At 62.8% G+C, this 24397-nt stretch carries 18 protein-coding genes; 9 read left to right on the top strand and 9 right to left on the bottom strand.

Features of this window, described 5'->3' with window-relative positions:
• Position 1 precedes the first annotated feature (1 nt).
• From U6115_RS12955 to serC, 5 genes are all read left to right on the top strand, one after another.
• Positions 2-811, top strand: coding sequence for a MetQ/NlpA family ABC transporter substrate-binding protein (locus U6115_RS12955; protein WP_043572131.1), 810 nt, complete (start codon positions 2-4; stop codon positions 809-811).
• Positions 812-1151: 340 nt separating this feature from the next.
• Positions 1152-3845, top strand: coding sequence for a DNA gyrase subunit A (gene gyrA / locus U6115_RS12950; protein ID WP_043572135.1), 2694 nt, complete (start codon positions 1152-1154; stop codon positions 3843-3845).
• The gene (locus U6115_RS12945; protein ID WP_043572137.1) at positions 3845-4315 is read left to right on the top strand and encodes a PaaI family thioesterase; all 471 of its coding nucleotides are present in this window, start codon (positions 3845-3847) and stop codon (positions 4313-4315) included. The genes gyrA and U6115_RS12945 overlap by 1 nt, the downstream gene beginning before the upstream one ends.
• Positions 4312-4752 (top strand): PaaI family thioesterase, encoded by a 441-nt coding sequence (locus tag U6115_RS12940; RefSeq protein ID WP_043572139.1) that lies wholly within the window; start codon positions 4312-4314, stop codon positions 4750-4752. The genes U6115_RS12945 and U6115_RS12940 overlap by 4 nt, the downstream gene beginning before the upstream one ends.
• A 125-nt stretch (positions 4753-4877) precedes the next feature.
• Entirely contained in the window at positions 4878-5966 is a 1089-nt protein-coding gene (gene serC, locus U6115_RS12935) for a 3-phosphoserine/phosphohydroxythreonine transaminase (protein ID WP_047249375.1), read from the top strand.
• Positions 5967-6008: 42 nt separating this feature from the next.
• Here the strand turns inward: serC and U6115_RS12930 are convergent, their stop codons facing one another.
• The 5 genes from U6115_RS12930 to fliD form a co-directional block, all read right to left on the bottom strand.
• Positions 6009-6713 (bottom strand): hypothetical protein, encoded by a 705-nt coding sequence (locus U6115_RS12930; protein ID WP_043572143.1) that lies wholly within the window; start codon positions 6711-6713, stop codon positions 6009-6011.
• A gap of 130 nt (positions 6714-6843) precedes the next feature.
• Entirely contained in the window at positions 6844-7227 is a 384-nt protein-coding gene (locus tag U6115_RS12925; RefSeq protein ID WP_059184191.1) for a hypothetical protein, read from the bottom strand.
• 188 nt (positions 7228-7415) lie between these two features.
• Complete coding sequence (locus U6115_RS12920; protein ID WP_043572150.1) at positions 7416-9860, bottom strand: alpha/beta hydrolase family protein; 2445 nt, start codon at positions 9858-9860, stop codon at positions 7416-7418.
• A 93-nt stretch (positions 9861-9953) separates the two neighbouring features.
• Positions 9954-10949: an LD-carboxypeptidase gene (locus U6115_RS12915; RefSeq protein ID WP_230623323.1), complete on the bottom strand. Its 996-nt coding sequence runs from the start codon at positions 10947-10949 to the stop codon at positions 9954-9956.
• A gap of 214 nt (positions 10950-11163) precedes the next feature.
• On the bottom strand, positions 11164-12555 hold the full coding sequence (gene fliD / locus U6115_RS12910) for a flagellar filament capping protein FliD (protein ID WP_043572154.1): 1392 nt from the start codon (positions 12553-12555) through the stop codon (positions 11164-11166).
• A 335-nt stretch (positions 12556-12890) separates the two neighbouring features.
• Here fliD and cysD point away from each other — a divergent pair, with 335 nt between their 5' ends.
• The 3 genes from cysD (at position 12891) to U6115_RS12895 (ending at position 16487) form a co-directional block, all read left to right on the top strand.
• On the top strand, positions 12891-13817 hold the full coding sequence (gene cysD, locus U6115_RS12905) for a sulfate adenylyltransferase subunit CysD (RefSeq protein WP_043572157.1): 927 nt from the start codon (positions 12891-12893) through the stop codon (positions 13815-13817).
• Positions 13817-15253 (top strand): sulfate adenylyltransferase subunit CysN, encoded by a 1437-nt coding sequence (gene cysN / locus U6115_RS12900; protein ID WP_043572160.1) that lies wholly within the window; start codon positions 13817-13819, stop codon positions 15251-15253. Before cysD ends, cysN begins: the two co-directional genes overlap by 1 nt.
• A gap of 802 nt (positions 15254-16055) precedes the next feature.
• Positions 16056-16487, top strand: a complete 432-nt coding sequence (locus U6115_RS12895; protein WP_146008291.1) for a hypothetical protein — start codon at positions 16056-16058, stop codon at positions 16485-16487.
• Positions 16488-16544: 57 nt separating this feature from the next.
• On the opposite strand, the gene U6115_RS12890 is transcribed toward U6115_RS12895, so the two are convergent.
• The 3 genes from U6115_RS12890 to U6115_RS12880 are packed head-to-tail and all read right to left on the bottom strand — an operon-like array spanning position 16545 to position 20554.
• Positions 16545-18392, bottom strand: a complete 1848-nt coding sequence (locus tag U6115_RS12890) for a PHA/PHB synthase family protein (protein ID WP_080770145.1) — start codon at positions 18390-18392, stop codon at positions 16545-16547.
• A 38-nt stretch (positions 18393-18430) separates the two neighbouring features.
• Positions 18431-19606 (bottom strand): DesA family fatty acid desaturase, encoded by a 1176-nt coding sequence (locus U6115_RS12885; protein ID WP_043572165.1) that lies wholly within the window; start codon positions 19604-19606, stop codon positions 18431-18433.
• A gap of 39 nt (positions 19607-19645) precedes the next feature.
• Positions 19646-20554, bottom strand: a complete 909-nt coding sequence (locus U6115_RS12880; protein ID WP_080770146.1) for a slipin family protein — start codon at positions 20552-20554, stop codon at positions 19646-19648.
• A 252-nt stretch (positions 20555-20806) separates the two neighbouring features.
• Here U6115_RS12880 and U6115_RS12875 point away from each other — a divergent pair, with 252 nt between their 5' ends.
• Positions 20807-21529, top strand: coding sequence for a Crp/Fnr family transcriptional regulator (locus U6115_RS12875; protein ID WP_043572167.1), 723 nt, complete (start codon positions 20807-20809; stop codon positions 21527-21529).
• A 38-nt stretch (positions 21530-21567) separates the two neighbouring features.
• Here the strand turns inward: U6115_RS12875 and acnA are convergent, their stop codons facing one another.
• Positions 21568-24249, bottom strand: coding sequence for an aconitate hydratase AcnA (acnA, locus tag U6115_RS12870; protein WP_043572170.1), 2682 nt, complete (start codon positions 24247-24249; stop codon positions 21568-21570).
• Positions 24250-24397: the final 148 nt, after the last annotated feature.

Genomic DNA, 24397 nt, shown 5'->3' with positions numbered 1-24397 from the left:
CATGCGTAGATTCGTCATCAAGGCAGTTGCAGCATCCGTAGTGGGCCTGGCGCTGGCCGGCAATGTCCTGGCCGCCGACCCGGCCAAGAAGGAAATCGTCATCGGCACCACCGTCGGCGACTTTGGCGACATGGTCAAGCAGTCGATCAAGCCGCAGCTGGAAAAGCAGGGCTATTCGGTCAAGCTGGTGGAGTTCACCGACTACGTGCGCCCCAATCTGGCGCTGCAGGAAGGCTCGCTGGACGTGAATGTGTTCCAGCACAAGCCTTACCTCGACAACTTCGCCAAGGAACACAAGCTGTCGCTGAAAGAGGCTTTCCAGGTGCCGACCGCGCCGCTGGGCATCTATCCGGGCAAGCTGAAGTCGCTGAAGGACGCCAAGCCGGGCGTGACCCTGGCCGCGCCTAACGATCCGTCCAACTTCGCCCGCGCGCTGGTGATGCTGAACGACCTGGGCTGGGTGAAGCTGAAGCCGGGCGTCAACCCGCTGACCGCCTCCGAGCGCGACATCGCCGTCAACATCAAGAAAGTGAAGATCGTTCAGCTGGAAGCCGCGCAGCTGCCGCGCTCGCGCAGCGATGTGGACTTCTCCGTGATCAACGGCAATTACGCCACCAGCTCGGGCATCAAGCTGACCGAAGCAGTCTACCAGGAAAAGAGCTACGCCTATGTCAACTGGGGCGTGGTGCGCGCGGCCGACGCCGCCAAGCCGTGGGCCAAGGACGTGATCGCCGCCTACAATTCGCCGGCGTTCAAGGCCTACACCAAGCAGAAATTCGCCGGCTACAAGCTGCCGCAAGGCTGGAACTGAGTTTTTCTTGTAACACTCCTGGCTACAAGACTTGACGGAGGGCTGCGGCCCTCCTTTTTTGCGTCTGTTTTTTGCCGGCAGGGCGAAGCGCGGCGGTGATTGCCAACTTATTCTGAAAACACTATCGACAAAGCTTGCGCGGCGGTGTTGCTTGCGGCGGCGGCAGGAGGGCTGCGTCGGGCGGGCGACAAACGCCGGCCGGGCGGGCATTTGCGCGGTGTTTCATGATAGAATGGCGGGATTGTTACATCCATCGGTTGTCGTTGCCTGAGCGCCGTTTTGCAAACGTGGCGCGCGCCGGGCGGGCGGCGGCCGGATCATCCTTACGAATCAAGACACTATGACCGATAACCTGTTCGCCAAGGAAACGATTCCCATCAGCCTCGAAGAGGAGATGCGCCGTTCTTATCTCGATTACGCGATGAGCGTGATCGTGGGCCGCGCGCTGCCGGACGTGCGCGACGGCCTCAAGCCGGTGCACCGCCGCGTGCTGTATGCGATGCACGAGCTGTCCAACGACTGGAACCGCGCATACAAGAAGTCGGCCCGTATCGTTGGCGACGTGATCGGTAAATACCACCCGCACGGCGACACCGCCGTGTACGACACCATCGTGCGCATGGCGCAGGACTTTTCCTTGCGCTACCCGCTGGTGGATGGCCAGGGCAACTTCGGCTCGGTGGACGGCGACAACGCCGCCGCGATGCGTTACACCGAAATCCGCATGGCGCGCATCGCGCATGAACTGTTGGCCGACATCGAAAAAGAGACGGTCGACTTCGGCCCCAACTACGACGGCTCCGAGCACGAGCCGCTGATCCTGCCGGCCAAAGTCCCGAACCTGCTGGTCAACGGCGCCTCCGGCATCGCCGTCGGCATGGCCACCAACATTCCGCCGCATAACCTCAACGAGGTGGTGGACGCCTGCCTGGCCTTGCTGGGCAACAGCGAACTGACCATAGACGAGCTGATTGACATCATTCCGGCGCCGGACTTTCCGACCGCCGGCATCATCTACGGCACCGCCGGCGTCAAGGAAGGCTACCGCACCGGCCGCGGCCGCGTGATCATGCGTGCGCGCACCCATACCGAACCCATCGGCAAGGGCGACCGCGAAGCGATCATCGTCGACGAGATTCCGTATCAGGTGAACAAGGCCCGCCTGCTGGAGCGCATCAGCGAATTGGTGCGCGACAAGCAGATCGAGGGCATCTCCGACCTGCGCGACGAGTCGGACAAGTCCGGCATGCGCGTGGTGATCGAACTGAAGCGCGGCGAAATGCCGGAGGTGGTGCTGAACCACCTGTACAAGATGACCCAGCTGCAGGACAGCTTCGGCATGAATATGGTGGCGCTGGTCGACGGCCAGCCGCGCCTGCTGAACCTGAAGCAGATCCTGGTTGAATTCCTGCGCCACCGCCGAGAAGTGGTGACCCGCCGCACCATCTTCGAACTGAAGAAGGCGCGCGAACGCGGCCACATCCTGGAAGGCCTGGCCGTCGCGCTGTCCAACGTCGACGAAATCATCGCGCTGATCAAGGCGTCCGACGCCCCGCCGCAGGCCAAGGCCGCGTTGATGGCTCGCGCCTGGCGCTCGTCGCTGGTGGAGGACATGCTGTCCCGCGTCGAAGGCGACAAGGCGCGTCCGGAAAACATCGATCCGGCTTTCGGCCTGAAGGACGACGGCTACCACCTGTCCGACGTGCAGGCCCAGGCCATCCTGGACATGCGCCTGCAGCGCCTGACCGGCCTGGAGCAGGACAAGATCGTCGGCGAATACCGCGAGATCATGGACGTGATCCTCGACCTGCTGGACATCCTGGCCAAGCCTGAGCGCATCAGCCAGATCATCGGCGACGAGCTGACCGCCATCAAGCTGCAGTTCGGCGACGCGCGACGCTCGGAAATCGAGCCGTACGGCGGCGACATCAATATCGAAGACCTGATCACCCCGCAGGACATGGTGGTGACCATTTCGCACAGCGGCTACATCAAGGCGCAGCCGATCGACGACTACAGCGCGCAGCGCCGCGGCGGCCGCGGCAAGCAGGCCGCCGCCACCAAGGACGACGATTTCATCGAAACGCTGTTCGTCGCCAACACCCACGACTACGTGCTGTGCTTCTCCAGCCGCGGCCGCTGCTACTGGCGCAAGGTGTACGACCTGCCGCAGGGCGGCCGCCAGAGCCGCGGCAAGCCGATGGTCAACGTGCTGCCGCTGGAAGACGGCGAGAAGATCAATGCGCTGCTGCCGATCAGCGAGTTCCGCGACGATCAATACGTGTTCATGGCCACGGCCGACGGCACGGTGAAGAAAACGCCGCTGCGCGCCTTCTCCAAGCCGCGCGCGGCCGGCATCATCGCCATCAATCTGGACGAAGGCAATTATCTGGTCGGCGTGGCGCTGACCTGCGGCAAGAGCGTGGCCGGCCAGGGAGATGAGGAAGACGAAGTGGCGTCCGAAGACGACACCATCATCGAGGGCGAGCTGATCGAGGACGCGCAGTCCATCGAAGGCGATCAGGTGATGCTGTTCTCCGACGCCGGCAAATCGGTGCGCTTCAGCGAAAGCCAAGTGCGTCCGATGGGCCGCACCTCGCGCGGCGTGCGCGGCATGAAGCTGGGCGAAGGCCAGAAGCTGATCTCGCTGCTGGTGACCAACTCCGCGGACCAGATGGTACTCACCGCCAGCGACGGCGGCTACGGCAAGCGCACCCGCGTCAGCGACTTCCGCCTGACCAGCCGCGGCACCCAGGGCGTGATCGCGATGGACCTGACCGACAAGACCGGCTTCAAGCTGGTGGCGGCCAGCCTGGTGGAGGAAAGCGACGACATCATGCTGATCACCACCGGCGGCGTGCTGATCCGCACCAAGGTGGCGGAAGTGCGCGAAACCGGCCGTTCGGCCCAGGGCGTGCGCCTGATTAATCTGGACGACGGCGAAAAGCTGATCGGCCTGGAGATCGTGGCCGAAGCCGAGTGCGCGGATGCCGAAGGCGAGGGCGATGCCGCGCCGGAGCAGGGCGAAGCGTAATGATCCCGACTCCTGCCAACCCGCAGGTGCTGGAGGCGATGAGCCAGCTCTTCGTCTCCTTCCCTCATTGCGCGACGCTGGGCTTCGAGTATGTCGGCACCGAGGGCCGCAAGCCCACGCTGAAGCTGTCCTGGCGCGAAGACCTGGTGGGCAATCCCGCCACCGGCATCCTCCACGGCGGGGTGATCACCTCGCTGGTGGATACCTGCAGCGCCATCGCCGTCACCGCGCAGCTGCCGGGGGCGGAAACCATCGCCACGCTGGATCTGCGCATCGATTACCTGAAGTCCGCCACGCCGGGCAAGGCCATCCACTGCACTGCCGAATGCTACCGGCTGGCCAGCCAGATCGCCTTCACCCGCGCGGTGTGCTATCACGATAATCCGACCGACCCCATCGCCCACGGCGTGGCCACCTTCATGCGCGAGTCCAGCCGGACGCCGATGCTGCCGGAGGAGGGCCGCGAATGAGCGAATTCATGCAACGCTTCGCAGAATGGCGCGAACGGAAGGCTTATGCCGAGATCGTGGACGCGCTGCCCTACGTCAAGTTGATGGGAGTGCAGCTGCGGGAGGACGAACAGGGCGAGCTGCGCTTCGATCTGCCTTTCGCCGAGCGCAACGTCGGCAACACCACGCTGCCGGCGCTGCATGGCGGCCTTATCGGCGGCTTCATGGAAAGCGCGGCGATGATACACCTGATGTGGAACCGCGAGTCGCTGGAAGCGCCGAAGATAGTCGATTTCTCGCTGGACTATCTGCGTCCGGGCCGTCCGCAGACCCTGTTCGCCCAATGCGAAATCACCAAGCAGGGCAAGCGCGTGGCCCATGTGCTGATAGAAGCCTGGCAAGACGACCGCCGCAAGCCGGTCGCCGTGGCCCGCGCCCATTTTCTGCTGAGCAACTGAGCCGCCCGCGATGGCGGCCCATGGAAAACCGGCGCATCCCTGGCGGGACGTGCCGGTTTTTTTATACACTCGTAGCGACAGCCGCAGCCGGCTGACCCCGCGCACGCAATAGATAAAGGATAGACATGGCCAAGGTTTACAACTTTTCCGCCGGTCCCGCCGTCCTGCCGCACCAGGTGCTGGCCGAAGCCCAGAGCGAACTGCTGGACTGGCACGGCTCCGGCATGAGCGTGATGGAGATGAGCCACCGCGGCAAGGAATTCATGAGCATCATCCATGACGCCGAGCATGATCTGCGCGAGTTGATGCGGATTCCCGCGAATTACAAGGTGCTGTTCCTGCAGGGCGGCGCTTCGCTGCAGTTCGCGATGGCGCCGCTGAACCTGCTGGGCGACAAGGACAGCGTCGACATCGTCAACACCGGCCATTGGTCCAAGCTGGCCATCAAGGAGGCGAAGCGCTACGCCAAGGTCAATGTGGTGGCCAGCAGCGAAGACCGCGACTTCAGCCTGGTGCCGGAAGAAGCGAGCTGGCAGCGCGACCCCAACGCCGCCTACCTGCACTACACCTCCAACGAGACCATAGGCGGCCTGCAGTTTCCTTACGTGCCGGCTTCGCTGCCCGGCGTGCCGCTGGTTTGCGACATGTCGTCCGACTTCCTGTCGCGCGAGGTGGACGTCAGCCGCTTCGGCATGATCTACGCCGGCGCGCAGAAGAACATCGGCCCGTCCGGCCTGACGGTGCTGGTGATCCGCGAAGACCTGCTGGGCAAGGCCAGGGCGGACATCCCCACCATGATGAATTACCAGGTGCATGCCGACGCCGATTCGATGTACAACACGCCGGGCACCTACCCGATCTACATCGCCGGCCTGGTGTTCAAATGGCTGAAGGAGCAGGGCGGCGTCAAGGGCATCGCCACCCGCAACGAAGAGAAGGCCGGCCTCTTGTACCACGCGATTGACAGCAGCGAAGGCTTTTACTCCAGCCATATCGAAGCGCCGTTCCGTTCCAAGATGAACGTGGTGTTCAAGTTGAAGGACGAGGCGCTGGACGAAATCTTCCTGCTGGAAGCGCGCAAGAACGGCCTGGCCCAGCTGAAGGGCCACCGCGCGGTGGGCGGCATGCGGGCGTCGATTTACAACGCGATGCCGATCGAGGGCGTGAAGTCGCTGGTCAACTTCATGCAGGACTTCGCGCGCCAGCATAGCTGACCGCAGCATGTCGTCTGGCCGAACGCGCCGCCGCCGTGACCGTCATGGGGGCGGCGGATTTTTTCCCTGCTTGTCGTTGGTGCAGCTGGGATAGGGAGGCGCTTCGCCAGGCGTGCGGTTGCAAAGCCTGATCGGTTCGACTAAAAGCTGGTAACGGGCGGTCCATTTATCGCTGTCGATAGGCAGCGGCGCGCTCGAGGGGCTGGATCGCTCCGCCCATTGCACGGTGTAATAGTCGCGCGCCCCCTTGATGACGGCGATCAGCGCCGATTCGCTGGTGCGCCCGCCTGTGGCCGGCGAAGTGCCGCATTGCATCAGCATGGTGAAAGCGTCGTATCCGTCCAGTTTGCCTTGTCGCAAGGCCTGGGCGCTGAACGAGTCAGGGCAGTCTTTTTTAAACCCGCCGGCTATCGCCATAGCCAGTTTTGGCAGCGTGACGTTGGGATTCAGCGCCAGATCTTTCCGGCCGGTTAGCGTGATCATCTGCGACCATCGTTCCACCGTTTCTCCACTCAGGACCGACTCCTGGATATAGGCGACGGGTTTGGCCTCTTCATAGGCTTGATCGAAACCCCGAGGCATGGGCACTAGCAGCAATTGGTTGTAAATCGGGGTGATGGTTTTGACCGAATAGCCTGGCGCGGCAGTGGGTCTGCTTGCCGCCGGCTTGGCGTCGTCGGCTGCGGCGAAGGCGGAGTATCCCCAAAAAGCGCAGCATAGCGCGCCGATGATGGCTTGGTTTCGCATGGTTGCGTAGCGCCTGTGATAAGTGTGGGTGTTTGCGGCCGCGTCTGGCCATTGAGATGGCGAAGCGGAATGATAGCGCCCAAGCAACCCGCCTCCAAGTTCGCCGTGGGGAAAGCTGCGGTGCCGGAGCTTAGCGCGCCTTGGGCTCGGCGCTGGCTTGCAGCGCCAGCCGGATGCCTCGGCTGATATTGCCGTCGCCCAACTCCAGCGCGATGTCTATGCTTTGCGCGTCGAGATAGACATTGCGGCGCGCGCCGCCTTGCATCTTGAGCGGCGCGCCGGCATTGCTGCCTATGCCCAGCGCCTTTTTCACCTGCCGCTGATCCAGCGGACGCAGCATGCTCGAATTGACCATGCTGTAGACGCCGTTACTGTATTTGCGCACCAGCGCGCCGCTGCGGCCGGCCAGTGTGATCACGCCCACCACCTCGTAGCCGGGCAAGTCGTCCAGCTGATACAGCCTGGGCCGGCCGGGTTGTTCGATATGGATCCGATGTCCGTGATTGTCGCGCATGGCATGCTCCGCTTGGATCGGCAAGCCCTAAGAATGAGGATTTCTGCCTGCCATAATCAATTTTGTACACACCCAATCAAAGCGCAAGCCAAAAATATGTGTGTATGAAAAAAACGGCATCCATGAGATTTGGCGCTGCTAAAAAGAAGAAGCCCGGCGGGGCCGGGCTGCTGAATGGGTGGGAGGCGCTATGGCTTGGCGGCGCTATCCGCTTCGCGCGGCTTGGCGTGCTTGACATACTGATCCAGCCAGCGGTCCTCCTCCCACAGCATGTGCAGAATGGACTCGCGGGCGCGGTAACCGTGGCTTTCCGCCGGCAGCATCACCAAGCGGGCAGTGCCGCCCAGGCCCTGCAGCGCCTGGTACATCCGCTCGCTCTGGATCGGGAAAGTGCCGGGATTGTTGTCGGCCTCGCCGTGTATCATCAGCAGCGCGTCCTTGATCTGGTCTGCGTAATTGAACGGCGACATGGTCTGGTACACGTCCTTGGCCTGCCAGAAGTTGCGCTCTTCGGATTGGAAGCCGAACGGCGTCAGCGTGCGGTTGAAAGCGCCGGAGCGGGCGATGCCGGCGCGGAACAGCCGGGTGTGCGCCAGCAGGTTGGCGGTCATGAAGGAGCCGTAGGAGTGGCCGCCGATGGCGATGCGGTCGCGGTCGGCGACGCCCAGCCTCACCACCTCATCCACCGCCGCCTGCGCGTCCATTTTCAGCTGCGGCAGGTAGCTATCGTTCGGCTCCTTGCTGCCTTCGCCTACGATCGGCATGGTGGGGTCGTCCAGCACCGCATAGCCGCGGGCGAGCAAGGGCTCCGGTCCCCAGTAGCCGATGCGGTTGAAGCGGTACGGCGAATCGGTGACCTGGCTGGCGGCCTCGGCGCTCTTGAATTCAGCCGGGTAGGCCCACATCAGCATCGGCAGCGGGCCGTCGCGCTTGGCGTCGTAGCCGGGCGGCAGATACAGGGTGGCGGTCAGGTCGACGCCGTCCGCGCGCTTGTAGCGCAGCTGCCGCTTCTGCACGCCCTTGAGTTGGGGCGTGGGGTGGGTGAAGAAGGTCAGCTGGCGCAGGCCGTCATTCTGTCCCAATGTTTTGATATACAGATTGGCTGGCTGCTCCACCTGCTCGCGGCTGAGCAGCGCCTTGCCGCTGCTCAGCACTGCCAGCGGCTGTTCGAACCACGGCGCCTGCGAGCGCCACAGCCGACTGCTTTGCTTGGTTTTCAGACTGAATGCGTCGATGAAGGGGCGGTCGCCTTCCGGACTGGCGCCGTCGCCCAGCAGGTAGAGGCTGTCGCCGTCGGCGCTGGTTTGCAGCAGCGACTGGCCCCGGCCGTTGCTGATCATCGCCGGCACGCCCGGATCGGCGTAACGGTCTTCGGATTTACGGCTGTTCAGCAATTCCGCGGCCTGGCCGGGGCGACCCGGCTGGATGCGCCAGGTCTTGATGTCACGGGTTTTCCACCAGTATTCGCTGACCAGCGCCAGATCGTCGCGGCCCCACTGGATGTCGGCGAAACGGCTGGCCAGCTCCTGCAGTTTGAGCGGCGGCTTGGTGAACGGCGCCGCTTGCAGGTACAGGGCATCCCGGACCTTGGCCGCCGCGGCCGGATCGCCGCCGTCCTGGGCTTCGGCCCAGAACAGCGACGCCGGCGCGTCGGCGCGCCACTCCACTTCGCGCGGGCCGGTTTCCACCGCGTCGTTGCCGGAAGGCAGGCGCTCCAGCAGCGGGCGCTGTGTCACTAGGTGGACGCTGCGGCCCTTCATGTCCAGCACTTCTATCCGTTGCGGGAAGCGGCTGATCGGCACCAGCGTGGAGTAGGGGCGCTGCAAGCGCACCGACAGCAGGTATTGCCGGTCGGGCGATGGGCGCACCGCCAGGTAGCGGTCGGGTTTGCCGATGCGGTTTGCCTTGCCGTTCAGGTCCACCAGCGCCAGCTGGCTGGTCAGCTCGTAATCCAGCAAGTCGGCGTCATAAGGGGTTTTCAGCAGGTCAGGATAAGTGCGGGTTTGCGACAGCTTGCCACCCAGGCTTTGCTGGATGTTGGGGCCGGCCGGGATCGTCGGCTTCTCCGGCGCCGGGCCTTGCTCGGCGGGGCGCAGCTTCGCCAGCAATTGCGAGCCCAACCAGGAGAATCCCGCGCCGCTGCTGGCGTTGAGATGGAAGCTGCCCAGCCGGTGCGCCCGCGCCTGGGAGACGTCCAGCAGCCACAACTCCACGCCTTTGTCGCCCCACAGGCTCAGCGCCACCCGTTTGCCGTCCGGCGACCATTGGCTGTCGGCGATGCGCGGGGAAGCCGGCAGGCCGGAGACCGGGCGGCTCTTGCCGTCGGCCAGAGTGAGCAGGGTCAGCGCCGTGCCGAATTCGAAACGGCTGCCGGCATGCATCCTGGGATTCAGCCGCAAGCCGGCCAGCCGCAGCTCCGGCTGCGATACGTCAGCGATGCCGGGCAGGCCGGGGCGGTGGATTTGCAAAATGGTGTCGCGCTGAGGGTTGAGCGACTGCGACGGCGTGCGCGGCGCATCGACGATGGCCGCCAGCTCCGACGGCGGCGTTTGGTAGCCGCTTTCCGCCGCGAGGCAAGGGGACAGCAAACCGGCCAGAACCAGGCCGGCCAAGGGTTGGTGATTACGGGCCATGCAGTCTCCAGATTAGGACAATGCCGCTGACTGGGCGGAAAGCAGCCAAACTGCACCACTCGCGCCGCGCAGTCAAGCGCTTGGCATGTTGCCTTAGGCCAACTGGGGGCCCAGCATGGCGTCCGGCTGCAATCCCGCCGGCGAGAGAGTGGGGTAGTCGAAGAATTGCAGGCTCAGGCCGCCGCCATCGGAATGGAAGCGCGCCGGATAGCCCAGCGGCAGCGTGGTCTTGTTGGCGATGTGGCCGAAAGGCACGCCGGTGAAGACCGGCACGCCGCTGATGCGCCGCAGCTCGGCCACCACCGCGTCGAAGTTGTAATGCGGATCGTAGACGTCGACATGCTTTTGCATCGAGAAGTCGCCGAGGAAAATGGCTTTCTGGCGCGACAGCACGCCGGCCAGATGCAATTGCTGCAGCATGCGCTCCACCCGGTACGGCTGTTCGCCGACATCCTCCAAAAACAGCAGGCCGCCCTGGATTTCCGGCAGATAGGGCGTGCCGGCCAGGCTGGACAGCACGCTGAGGTTGCCGCCCCAGAAAATGCCTTCGCCGCGGCCTTGGGGCTGCGGTTGCGCCGCCGCGATGCGCAGGCTGCGTTGCGGCGTGGTGATCGCGCTGAAGAACTCGTTGATGGCATAAGGGCTGGGGCTGGGGGCGCCGAAATCGCCCAGCATCGGGCCGGCGAAGCTGCCGACGCCGCTCTTGGCCAGCACCGCCAACTGGATGGCGCAAAAATCGCTGTAGCCCACCAGTGAGGATCGGGACTCCTTCAGCCGCGCCCCCAGCCGCGAGAAGTCTAGGTGCGGCAGCAGCCGCATCGCGCCATAGCCGCCTCGAGCCGCCAAGACCAGCGGCGGCAATTGCGGTTCGGTCAGCAGGGTTTGCAAATCGCTCAGCCGCTGGGCGTCGGTGCCAGCGAAGCGTTGATGGCTGCGTTCGAGCGCGGCGGTGTTTTCCAGCTGGAAGCCTGCCTGGGCCAGCCGCGGCAGCGCCAGCTGGCGTTGCTTCGGCGGCACGATGCCGGAGCAGGCGGTCAGGTAGAGGCGGGTGTTGGCGACGCGGGTGGGCAGGGCGTTTTGATCCGGCATAGAGCGGCATCCTTGCAGGATCCCGGCGCCGGCCCCGAGGGCAAGGCACTGCAGCAGCTGACGGCGGGAATGATTGATGTCTGGTGTCATGGAAGTCGGACGGGGCGGCCGGCTGGGAGTTCCGGGCCTGGCGCTGGTGGCGGAATGGCCAAGAGTATACGGCAAAAGAAAAGGCGGCCTCCAGCATGAAGGCCGCCCGGGAGAGGAAAAGGTATCAGCCGACCAGATTGGCCATGCTGGTGGAAGCTTGCTCCATTTGCGCCAGTTCGCTGTTGAGATTGGAGTATTCCGTCAGCAGGCTGCTCTGCTCATTGGAGAGCTGGCTTTGCAGCTGGCTTTGCAATTGCTGTTCGCTGGTCACCTGGGAATTCAGGTTGTTTTGGTCGATGGTTACCAAGCCGGTCGGTCCTAGCAGATTGTTGATGGCGGTGTTGAAGACGTTGCCGATGCCGGTGTTCTGGGCGTTGCCGAACAGATTGGTCACCGCGCCCGGGTTCGACGACAGCGCCGAATTGAAGGTGGTGGAATTCAGCGCCAGCGTGCCGTCGGCGTTCTGGGTGATGCCCACTTGCGCCAAGTAGGCGAAGGAGTTGACCGGATCGGCGCCGGCCACCGGAGTGCCGAGGATCCCGGCGAGCTGTTCCTGCAGGCCGGTCAGATCGCTGCTGATGTCGGTATTGGCCGGCGTGCTGCCCACGGTCTTCGAGCTGGTGGTGGCGGAGTTGGTCGCCGACACCACCTGGTTGTAGGCCGAGACGAAGGTCTGCAGCGTGGAGGTGATGTTGGCGGTATTCTGGCTCATGTTCACCGTCACCTGGCCCAATTTTTCCAGATTGACCGTCGCGCCGGTAATCACATTGCTGACGGCATTGCTGCTGGACGACACGTTGACGCCGTTCACGGTCATCAGCGCGTTTTGCGCATTGGTCGACTCGGTGGCCGCGGTGCTGCTTTGCTGCAGTCCGGCGAGGGTGTTGCCCGAGGTGCCGTTGCTGTCGGTGCCGCCGGCGGTGATGGTAAAGGCATTGCTGGGGCCAGCCTGGGCGGAGTTGAGCACCAGCGAGTAGTTGTTGTTGTACTGCACGATGGAGGCGTTCACGCCGATGCCGGCGCCGTTGATGCTGCTGGCGATGGAGGACAGCGTTACCGGACTGCCGCCATTGCTCAGGTTGACCGTGCTGCTGGTGCCGCCGATGTTGAAAGTCAGCGAACTGGGCGCGCCGCTCAGCGCCGCGTTTTCATTGGTGATGGGCGAACCGTTGGAGTTCTGGTCGAAAACCAGCTGCCGGGCTTGCGCCAGCTGGGTCACGTTCAATACGTAGGAGCCGGCGGTGCCGCCCGAGGTCGTGGAGACATTGGCTACCGTGCTGTCCGACGAGGTTGCGGCGAATTGCTGCAGAAAGGTGCCGGACGACAGGGTGGTCGCCGCGGTCTGCAGCGCGGACAAGGCGGAGCTGACCTGGCCGAGCGTGCTCAGTTCGGACTGGTAATTGGAGACGCGCTGCTGGCTTTGGGTAAGCGGCTGCGAATCGGCGGCGACCAGCTGGCTGACAATGGACTGGACGTCCAGCGGGCCGACGTTACTGCTGATGGATGAAGCTGACATGACGTCGTCTCCCAAACCCCGGTCTGATCTGCCATCAGGCCGGCATGTTGCAAAGTAGGGCGAATGAGCTGCCAAGCTGTCATCACGGACGGGTGCTGCTGTCGTTGTTTTGGTAAAGTTCTTTGAATCGCTATCGGCCGGTTTGGCGGCAACTTGAGCCTCTTGCCGGCTTTTTTTCATGTTACACCGCTTGCCAGGCGGCTTGCTGGCGGAAACGTTTATTCTTCGATTTCATATTTTAAGATTTGCTAAGTTTATATTGATATATCCAATCGGTTTTGAACGTCCCCGGATGTTTCCGGTAGATTGAGTCCATCAAAGAAAAGGCTGCAAGCATGGATATCGATCAAGCAAGGCTGACTCACCTGCAACAACTGGAAGCCGAGTCCATCCACATCATCCGCGAGGTGGCGGCGGAATTCGAAAACCCGGTGATGCTTTACTCCATCGGCAAGGATTCGGCGGTGATGCTGCATCTAGCCAAGAAAGCTTTCTATCCGGGCAAGCCGCCGTTCCCGCTGATGCACGTGGACACCACCTGGAAATTCCGCGACATGATCGCGCTGCGCGACAAGCAGGCCAAGGAAAACGGCTGGGATCTGATCATCCATGTCAATCAGGACGGCGTGGACGCAGGCATCAATCCCTTCACCGCCGGTAGCGCCAAGCACACCGACGTGATGAAGACCGAAGGCCTGAAGCAGGCGCTGAACAAGCACAAGTTCGACGCGGCCTTCGGCGGCGCGCGCCGCGACGAGGAAAAAAGCCGCGCCAAGGAGCGCGTTTACTCTTTTCGCGACAAGAACCACCGCTGGGACCCGAAAAACCAGCGGCCTGAATTGTGGAACATCTACAACGGCAAGATAGACAAGGGCGAGAGCATCCGCGTGTTCCCGCTGTCCAACTGGACCGAGCTGGACATCTGGCAATACATCTACCTGGAAAACATCGAGATCGTGCCGCTGTATTTCGCCGCCGAGCGGCCGGTGGTGGAGCGAGACGGCATGCTGATCATGATCGACGATGATCGCATTCTCGAATATCTGACGCCGGAAGAAAAAGCTCGCATCGAAACCCGCAAGGTGCGCTTCCGCACCCTGGGTTGCTACCCGCTGACCGGGGCGGTGGAGTCCGCCGCCGCCTCCTTGCCCGAAGTGATACAGGAAATGCTGCTGACGCGCACTTCAGAGCGGCAGGGCCGGCTGATCGACCATGACAGCGCCGGCTCGATGGAAAAGAAGAAAATGGAAGGGTATTTCTGATGTCGCATCAATCCGAACTGATTTCCGGGGACATCCTGGAATACCTGCGCCAGCATGAAAACAAGGACATGCTGCGCTTCATCACCTGTGGCAGCGTGGATGATGGCAAGTCCACGCTGATAGGGCGCTTGCTGCACGATTCCAAGCTGATCTTCGAAGACCAGTTGGCAGCGATAGAGCGCGATTCCAAAAAATACAACACCACCGATCAGAACATCGATCTAGCGCTGCTGGTCGACGGCCTGCAGGCGGAGCGCGAGCAGGGCATCACCATCGATGTCGCCTACCGCTATTTCAGCACCGACAAGCGCAAATTCATCATCGCCGATTGCCCGGGCCACGAGCAGTACACCCGCAATATGGCCACCGGCGCATCCACCAGCAACCTGGCCATCATTCTGATCGACGCGCGGCGCGGCGTGCAGACGCAGACCCGCCGCCACAGTTACATCGTCAGCTTGCTGGGCATCCGCCACGTCATCGTCGCGGTCAACAAGATGGACCTGGTGGATTACGACGAAAGCGTGTTCAACCGCATCCGCGACGACTACCTGACTTTTGCCGAACACCTGGACATTCCCGACATCCATTTCGTGCCGCTGTCCGCGCTGCGCGGCGACAATGTGGTCAGCCGCAGCGAGGCCGCTCCCTGGTACCAGGGGCCGACCCTGATGCACCTGTTGGAAACCATCCAGGTCAGCCATGATGTGGCGCTGGATGCGTTCCGGCTGCCGGTGCAGTATGTCAACCGGCCCAATCTGGACTTCCGCGGCTTCTGCGGCACGGTGGCGTCTGGCAGCATCCACCCCGGCGACCGCGTCGTGGCGCTGCCTTCCGGCAAGCAAAGCCGGGTGAAGGAAATCGTCACTTACGGCGGCCAATTGCCGAGAGCCTCGTCGGGCCAGGCGATCACGCTGACCCTGGAGGATGAGATCGATATCTCGCGCGGCGACATGCTGGTAAGGGCCGACGAGGCGGCGCCTCATGTATCGCAGAGTTTCGACGCGCATCTGGTAGCCATGGGCGAAACACCGCTACGGCCGGGCAAGGAGTATGGTTTCAAACTGGCCGGCAAATACGTGACTGGCCGCATTGAGTCGATCCTGCACCGCACCGATGTCAATACGCTGCAAAACGGCCCGGCCGAGGCGCTGGCGCTGAACGAGATAGGTCTGTGCCGCATTTCCCTCAATAGCCTCGCGGTTTTCGACTCCTACCGCAGTTGCCGCGGCAGCGGCAGCCTAATTCTGATCGATCGGCTGAGCAATGGCACCGTTGCCGCCGGGATGATAGGCCAGACAGTGGAAAGCGCTGTCGACAGCCAGTCGCCCTGGCAACGGTTCGAGCAGGAACTGAGCCAGTTGCTGCGCAAGCATTATCCAGACATGACCTTGGCTCAGTTGGCGCAGCGCTTGGCAGAGCGCGCCGGAGACTGACTCCCGATACGCCCAAAACAGCCCCGGCATGCCGGGGCTGTTTGCTTCCCTGAGAATGCCTGGGAGCGGAAGTGCCGTATATGCTGCGAGATGGGGGCGGGCACGGCTTTAATCGGCGCGGGCGCGTTGAGGCGGCAAGCATCTATAAGTTCGCATAATCTATATTATGTCAAATTGACGATACGGATAAAAACGACGAAAACTGCACCCGCAACAACAAAGAGCCCCGCCCGCCGGGGCTCAATAATTTGCGGAGCCCATGCAATGAAACGACGAGTGTTCAGCCCTAGGACGAATTTTGCATGGACCAATGGAACTGGCAGTGTTGTGATGTTCACCAACGACGATAAGGCAACTGCACGAAGAATACGAGCGTGACCGGGAACGCATGGGACCGTGGCGAGGCTTCGTTGGCCAGCCCGCCATCATTAGCCCTGCCCGCACCGACCATCCAGCGGGTGCCAGTCATCAGCTACCAACCAACAAGACTCACCCCATCATGCGCGGAAATACGTCACCAGCGCGACTACTACAGGTCAACCATGGAGCTGAATAGCACCATCAAAGAAAAAGATGTGTGGAGCAAGCTAAGAAGTGTTCAAGAGGAAATGGATAAACGAGAGTGCAGAATATAAAGCGATAAAATAATTCATTAACGGACAGGCCTATCTGGAATTGAAACTAAAAAATAACGTCTATATCATCCAGTTCAGCCGCATCAATGGTGGTGTATGGCTAATTAAAAGGATTTAACAATGACTCTTCCCGCAGGTACAAAGGCAAGAACTGGTGAAAAATGCCCTTGGAAAATCGGATAAAAGATTTTCCCAAGCTGAAGGTTACCGCCGATATCGCCTCGATCAGCGATATCCACCAAGCCTGCGGCATGACGCGCTGGATATGGGTCATTGGCGCTTTCATGCAAGGCTGCACCAGCTTCGACCAGGACATGCAATGGGCGCATATCCGCATTGCGAAATTCGCCGCCACCCGCGACCTGCGCCATGAAGTCGCGCATACCTGCGGCGAGTATCACGGCGACGCGATGCCGCGCTATGTGGAAAACTGGAAACATCGGGTGAACTGGCAACCCCGCACCGACAATCGCTGCTCGCCGCAATACGAAGCGGAAACCTACCAGCATCTTTATCAGGCGCTGAAGCAGGCAGGCTGGCAGCCCTGCGACGAAGAGCACGAACGACTGGCCCAGGACCGCACCCGCCGCGGCGGCTGAACTCGCCGCCCCCTGCCCTGCCCGACATGCAAAACTAGGCTGCCGACGCCGGGCTTTTTAACGCTCCAGCACATAGCGTCCCGGCGCCGGTTCTAGCGGTGGATATTGCGCGCAACCCAGCGCGGGCACCGCCGACAGCGTGCCCGACTGTTTGCCTAACCATTCCTCCCACGCCTCCCACCATGACCCATTTTGCGGAGCGGTTGTTTGCAGCCACGTGTCCGGGTCGATATAGCGGTCTTCGCTGCGGCAGGCCGACAAGCGAAAATGCCTGCCGGGATGGCCCGGCTCGCTCACAATGCCTGCATTGTGTCCGCCGCTGGCGAGGAGAAACTGGCTGTCGGTATCCAATGCCAACTTGATCTTGTGAACGGAACGCCAGGGCGCGACGTGGTCTTTTTCCGTGGCCACCACGAACACCGGCGCCCGGATGTCGTGCAGCACCACCGGCCGGCCGTCTACCTGATAGCGCCCTTCAAACAAATCATTGTCGAGAAACAGTCGCCGCAGGTATTCGCTGTGCATGCGGCACGGCATGCGCGTGCTGTCGGCATTCCAGGCCATCAGGTCCGTCAGCGGCTCGCGCTTGCCCAGCAGATACTCCTGCACCATCTGCGACCAAATCAGATCATTGGAGCGCAGCAACTGAAAGGCGCCGGCCATTTGCTTGGCGTCCAGGTAGCCATGGTCCCACATGATGTCTTCCAGAAAGGCGATCTGGCTTTCGTCGATGAACAACGTCAATTCGCCGGCCTCGGTGAAGTCGACTTGCGCCGCCAGCAGCGTGATCGATTGGATGACGGAATGGTTCTCGCGCGCCAGGTAAGCTGCGGTGATGGCCAGCAAGGTGCCGCCAAGGCAGTAGCCGATGGCGTTGACCCGGCAATCAGGCAGGATTCGGCCGATGACGTCCAGCGCATCCAATATGCCGAGGCGCAGGTAGTCGTCCATCCCCAGATTGCGGTCTTCCGCTCCGGGATTGCGCCAGGAGATCATGAATACGGTGTAGCCTTTCCCTACCAGATAACGCACCAGGGAATTGCGCGGTGATAGGTCCAGGATGTAGTACTTCATGATCCAGGCGGGGATGAACAGCACGGGCTGCGTCCTCACCCGCGGCGTGCAGGGCGAGTACTGGATCAATTCCATCAGGTGGTTGCGGAAGACAACCTTGCCTGGCGTGGCAGCCACCGTTTCGCCGGGAATGAACTGCTCCGCGCCGCATGGCGGCAGCCCTGCCCTGCGGCGCTCCCAATCCTCCTGGAGGTTGCGCCAGCCGCGCAGCAGATTTTGTCCCCCCTCGAGAAAAGTGGCCTCTTGCACCAGAGGATTGGTGGCCAGAAAATTCACCGGGGAAATCATGTCCAGCAACTGGCGCGCCACGAAGGACACCACCTGCTCATGATGGGGGGATACGCCGCGGATGCTGGTGGTGGCGTTGAGCCACCATTGCTGCTGCAGCAAAAAGGCTTGCGAATACAAGTTGAACGGCCAGCGCTGCCAGGCCTCGTCGCTGAAGCGCTTGTCCTGCTCATGAGGCGCGATGCAGGGCGCGCAAGCCGAGTCGAGGCAAGCGCGCGGCAGATAATGCGTAAGCTTGGCCCACTTGCCAGTGCCGTTCTCCGCCAGGTGCGCCCATTTTCCAGGCGATATGGCGAAGTGTGTCGCCCAATCGTAAAAAGCCAGCGCGAGGCTGGCTGGGGAAATGCCCAGCGTGGCGCGCGACATCTGGGCATGCAGCATCTGATCGAAAGTGTTGGACCATGCGGAATCCACCGCATCGGCGGTCTGGCCATATCCTGGGCCGGCAAGGCTTATCCACGGCGCCAGCCAGTGTTCCGCGGCAAGCGCATGCCATGCTTTTGGCGCTTCGTGCGAATCGTGGAGAAGGCGGCTGTCGTTCATACTGTCTCCTTGGCATCCTGCGGCCGGTGGGACGCTGCCTAGAAATCATATTTTCGCAATTGCCGCGAAAACTCCGACAATCCATCAATCCCGCTGTTTTCCGCGCGCTTGCACCAGTCTTCCAATTGACCGGACAACTGCTCTGTCGAATTGGCGGATCGCTCCCACAATGATGCCAGCTCGGCTCTCATGGTATAGATGGTATTCAGCGCCATGCTGAGCGGCAGTGTCCGCTCCAAAAGTTCGCAATCCGGCAGCGGCTCGCGCGCGGCGTGGCGCAGCCATCGGCGGATGGCCTCGACGCCTGCGGCAGGTTGCAGCGCCTCCAGGCGAAAGCGAAGCCGGCGCAATTCCGCCGCCGCTACCCGCCGCAAGGCGTGGTCGAATCGGGACAATACCAGATAACGATGGGCGATCACCGCGCTCAACGTTCCTTCGTCGCAATGGAGTTTGCGCGGATTCAGGCGCAGAGGCGCCAGCGGCTGGCGCACCATGGCCAAGCCCAGGCAGGCGAGCAAGCGGATGTACAGCCAGCCGACATCAAATTCCCACCAGCGGATGGACAACTTGGCGGACGTGGCATAGGCGTGATGATTGTTATGCAGCTCTTCGCCCCCTATCAGCAGCCCCAATGGCAAGATGTTGCGAGAGGAATCGTTGGTGGCAAATGAGCGATAGCCCCAATAGTGGCCGACTCCGTTGATGACGCCGGCCGCGAAAATGGGAATCCACAGCATCTGCGCCGCCCAAACGCTGAGACCGACGGGGCCGAACAACAGCAGGTCGATCACCAGCATCAGGCTGACGCCTAAGCGGGAATGGCGGGCGTACAGCCGGCGCTCCAGCCAGTCATCCGGGGTGCCGCCGCCATACTGATCCAGCATCGCCTGGTCGCCGGCCGCGCGGCGGTACAGCTCGCTGCCCTCCAGCAGCACCCTCCAGATGCCGAGACATTGCGGACTGTGAGGGTCGTCGAGGGTATCGGTGGCGGCATGGTGCTTGCGATGAATGGCGACCCACTCCCGGGTGATCATGCCTGTGGTCAGCCATAGCCAGAAACGGAAAAAATGGCTGGCCAGCGGATGCAGCCGCAAGGACTGGTGCGCCTGGTGGCGGTGCAGAAAGATAGTGACCGAAGCGATGGTGGCATGGGTGAGCCCCAACATCGCCAGGCCGGCTCCCCACCAATGCAGATCAAGTAAATTCAGTTGCATGGCGCCTCCTTCGGCAAGCGGCGCTAAACCGCTTGTCTCTTAACGGGTGCCGCCTGTTTTGGCCAAATCGATCTTCAGCGGACTGGCGTGATTGGCCACGGCGGCTGCCGCGGCATGGCGGGGCGAAGCCTTTTTGCCGATGGCGGCCAGCGGATTCAGGCTATCCACCATGGCGCTGGGTATCAGAATCGTGGTGCCGCGCTCCTTGGTGGTTTCATAGATAATGTTCATCGCCCGCAATTGCAGCGCGGTGGGATGTTCCGCGTAGATATTCGCCGCCTCGACAAACTTGCCGGCGATTTCAGCCTCGGCGGAGCCCAGGATGATCCGGGCCTGTTTTTCCCGCTCGGCCTGCGCCTGGCGCGACATGGCGTCCTGCAGCGCCACCGGGATGGCGACGTCACGGATTTCCACCGAGCGCACGGTGATGCCCCACTCCGCCGTTTTGTCGGCGATCTTGGCGCAAAGCGCTTGGACCGTGCCTTGCCGGTCGCTGAGCAGCACGGCCAGCATCGAGCTGCCTATCATTTCACGCAAGGAAGTCTGTGCGATTCTATCAATCGCCTGCGTGTAATCGGTGATGGCCAGCGCCGCCTTCTGCGCATCATGCACATGCCAGAAGATGATCGCATCCACATTCACCGGCACCGTGTCGCGGGTCAGCGCCTGCTCGGCATTGAAGGCGGTGGTCTGGATTCTTTCGTCTATGGTGGCCACCACGCGGTCCACGACCGGGATGATCAGAAACAGCCCGGGTCCGTTGACGCCGCGCAGCTTGCCGGCGCGCAGCACGACGCATTTCTGCCAGGTGTTGGCCATGCGCAAGGCTTGCGCCACGATCGCGGCGCATACCCAAAGCAAAATGGCCAGCGGCAGATAGCTGGACGCATAAGCCAGCAGGCCAGATAAAAAGAAAACAGCGACAATGAACGAGGTGATGGGATTCATGGCGGGACTCCTTGCCGAGGATTTGAGCGCCGGGCTGGCTATGCTTTAGCATCGGCGCGTTTGCCGCGCGCCATCTGTACGCTGTCATACATAGGGATGAATATTGAGGCCTTGTGTCATTTCAAGCACATCACTGCTCCTGGGTGCAGAACGCAATGGATAGGGCGATGACGGCCTGCCCCAACCCGCGCGCTTGTGACTCGCTTTCGGCAATGGGGTTTGCTTTCAAATGGCTTGAAGACTGGAGAAGACATGAGCGGCAATGATGATCCCAGGCGCAATGGCGTGCTCGCCGACCTGCCAGAGCTCGAGTGGCAAAGGCTGGCCCCGCAGCTGGAGCCGGTGGAAATGCCATTGGGCAAGGTGCTGTATGAGCCCGGCTGCACGCTAAGCCACATTTACTTCCCGACCACTGCCATTGTCTCGCTGCTCTACGTGATGGAGGATGGCGCCTCTGCGGAAATCGCCGTGGTCGGCCATGAAGGCATTGTCGGCATCGCCTTGTTCATGGGCGGAGAGACGACGCCGAGCCGCGCGGTGGTGCAAAGCGCCGGCACGGGCTACCGGTTGAAGGCCCAGATCTTGAAGGACGAATTCAATCGAGCGGGGGCGATGATGCACCTGCTGCTGCGCTATACCCAGGCGCTGATCACCCAGATGGGGCAAACCGCCGTATGCAATCGCCACCATTCGCTGGATCAGCAGTTATGCCGCTGGCTGTTGCTGAGCCTGGATCGGCTGCCCGGCAATGAGCTGGTCATGACGCAGGAGCTGATCGCCAATATGCTGGGCGTTCGCCGCGAGGGCGTCACCGAGGCCGCGCTCAAGCTGCAGAAAGCCGGCTTGATCCACTATGCGCGCGGCCATATCACCATTGTGGATAGAGACGGACTGGAGCGACGCACCTGCGAATGCTACGACGTCGTGCGAAAAGAGTATCAACGCTTGTTGACCGTGCCGCTGGCGCGGCGTTGAGTGCGCGGCATCGCGCCGCCGCGACAAGGCGGACACGCTCACCGCGCCCCCAGCAACTGCCGCAACACATAGGGCAGAATGCCGCCATGGCGGTAGTACTCCACCTCCACCGGGGTGTCGATGCGCAGCAGCAACGACAGTTGCCGGGTCTGCCCATCCGGACTCCGCGCCGTCAGCGTCACCGCTTGCCGCGGCTGGATGCCCTGCTCCAGCCCGCTCAAGTCGAACACTTCATCGCCTTTCAAGCCGGCCGCGCTGTCGGAACCGGTGAATTGCAGCGGCAACACGCCCATGCCCACCAGGTTGGAGCGGTGGATGCGCTCGAAGCTGCGGGCGATGACCGCTTTCACTCCCAGTAATCGAGTGCCCTTGGCTGCCCAGTCGCGGCTGGAGCCGGTGCCGTACTCCTCGCCGGCGAAGATCAGTGTTGGCGTGCCGGTCCGCTGGTATTCCATCGCCGCATCGTAGAGGAAGCGCTGCGTGCCATCCGGCTGGCTCAGCGTCAACCCGCCCTCCACCGGCTTGCCGTCGGCGTCCGGCGGCAGCATCAGATTGCGGATGCGCACATTGGCGAAGGTGCCGCGCATCATCACTTCGTGGTGGCCGCGGCGCGAGCCGTAGCTGTTGAATTCCAAGGGCGCGATGCCCCGTTGTTGCAGGTATTGCCCGGCCGGGGAGCTTGCCTTGATCGAACCGGCCGGACTGATATGGTCGGTGGTGAGCGAATCGCCGAAGATGGCCAGCGCCCGCGCGCCCTGCACCTGGGGCACCGCCGCCGGCTGCAGGGCAAAATCCTGGAAGAACGGCGGCTCGGCGATATAGCTGGAATCCTCCCAGCCATACGCCTGCCCGGTCGGCGCGGCGATGCCGCTCCACAGCGGATTGCTGTCGACAAAATCCTGGTACAGGCGGCGATAGGTGGCCGGATCGGTCGCCTGCGCCAGCGCGGCGGCCACTTCCTGGCCGCTGGGCCAGATTTCGCGCAGCCACACCGGCCGGCCGGCGCTGTCCACGCCCAGGGGCTCGCTGTCCAGGTCGATGTCCACCCGGCCGGCCAGCGCGAACGCCACCACCAGCGGCGGGCTCATCAGGAAATTGGCCTTGATAGCCGGATGGATGCGCGCCTCGAAATTGCGGTTGCCGGACAGCACGGCGGCGCAGATCAGGTCCTTGGCGGCGATTTCCGCCTCCAGCGCCGGCTCCAGCGGCCCGGAGTTGCCGATGCAGGTGGTGCAGCCGTAAGCCACCACCCGGAAACCCAGCTGCTGCAAGGACGGCAGCAGGCCGGCCTTGTCCAGATAGTCGGTGACCACCCGCGAGCCCGGCGCCAGCGAGGTCTTGATGCGCGGCGCCACCTTCAGGCCGCGCGCGGCGGCCTTTTGCGCCAGCAGGCCGGCCGCCAGCATCACGCCCGGATTGGAGGTGTTGGTGCAGGAGGTGATGGCGGCGATCAGCACCGCGCCATGTCCCAGCGCGCCATCCGACGCCGGCGCGGCGCCGGCCTTGCCGTAACCGCCGCTGGACGCCGGCTGCGCCAGCAGCTCATGGAAGCGGGACTTCAGCGCCGGCAGCGCGATGCGGTCTTGCGGCCGTTTCGGGCCGGCCACGCTGGGCACAATGCCGGCCAGGTCCAATTCCAGCGTCTGGCTGTAGTCGATCGCGCCGGCCTGCGGCATGCCGAACAGGCCCTGCGCCTGAAAATAGCGGCGGAAGGCATCGACCTCCTCCTCGCTGCGGCCGGTGGCGGCGAGATAGGCCGCCGCTTGTTCGTCCGGCGGAAAGAAACCCATGGTGGCGCCGTATTCCGGCGCCATATTGGCCAGCGTGGCGCGGTCCGGCAGCGTCAGGCTGGCGGCGCCCGCGCCGAAGAATTCGACGAACTTGCCCACCACCTGCGCCTGGCGCAGCCTCTCCGTCACAGCCAGCACCAGATCGGTGGCGGTAACGCCCTCGCGCAGCCTGCCGGTCAGATGCACTCCCACCACGTCCGGCGTCAGCAGATAGACCGGCTGCCCCAGCATGCCAGCCTCGGCCTCGATGCCGCCCACGCCCCAGCCGACCACGCCCAGCGCGTTGATCATGGTGGTATGCGAATCGGTGCCCACCAGCGTATCCGGGTAATAAACCTCATCCTTGCGCAGCACGCCGCGCGCCAGATATTCCAGATTCACCTGATGCACGATGCCGATGCCCGGCGGCACCACCCGGAAAGTCTCGAACGCCTGCATCCCCCATTTGATGAAGCGGTAGCGTTCGGCATTGCGGCGGAACTCCAGTTGCATGTTCAGATCCAGCGCATTGCCTTCGCGATAGTGATCGACCTGCACCGAATGGTCCACCACCAGGTCCACCGGCACCAGGGGTTCGATCAGCTTGGCCGGCTTGCCGAAGCGTTCCGCCACGCCGCGCATCGCCGCCAGATCGCACAGCAGCGGCACGCCGGTGAAGTCCTGCAGCACGATGCGCGCCACCACGAAGGGGATCTCCTCGCTGCGCGCCGCCCGCGGCTGCCAGCTGGCCAGTTGCCGCACATGCTCCTCGGTGATGCGCCGCCCATCCAGATTGCGCAGCAGCGACTCGAGCACGATGCGCAGCGACACCGGCAGGCGGCTGACATCGCCGACGCCCAGTTCGGCCAATGCCGGCAAGGAGTGGAAACAGGCCTGCTGGCCGGAGGCCAGCGGGAACTTGCGTAAACTGTCTTCAGCGCTAAGGGGCATGACCGGCTCCTGTGGAAATGGGGAACAGCGACGATGCGGATGGGATTCGCTTGGACTATGGCTGATGGACGGAGTTCTTCGCCCTCGCCTGCGCGGCGCCTTGGCCGTAAGGATGCCTGCCGGGACAAGAGGCTTTCGGCAAGGCGCG

Origin of the sequence: Chromobacterium subtsugae (genome assembly GCF_035919665.1) — a bacterium.
Lineage (GTDB): Bacteria > Pseudomonadota > Gammaproteobacteria > Burkholderiales > Chromobacteriaceae > Chromobacterium > Chromobacterium subtsugae.
This window is presented reverse-complemented; position numbering and strand designations above follow the sequence as displayed.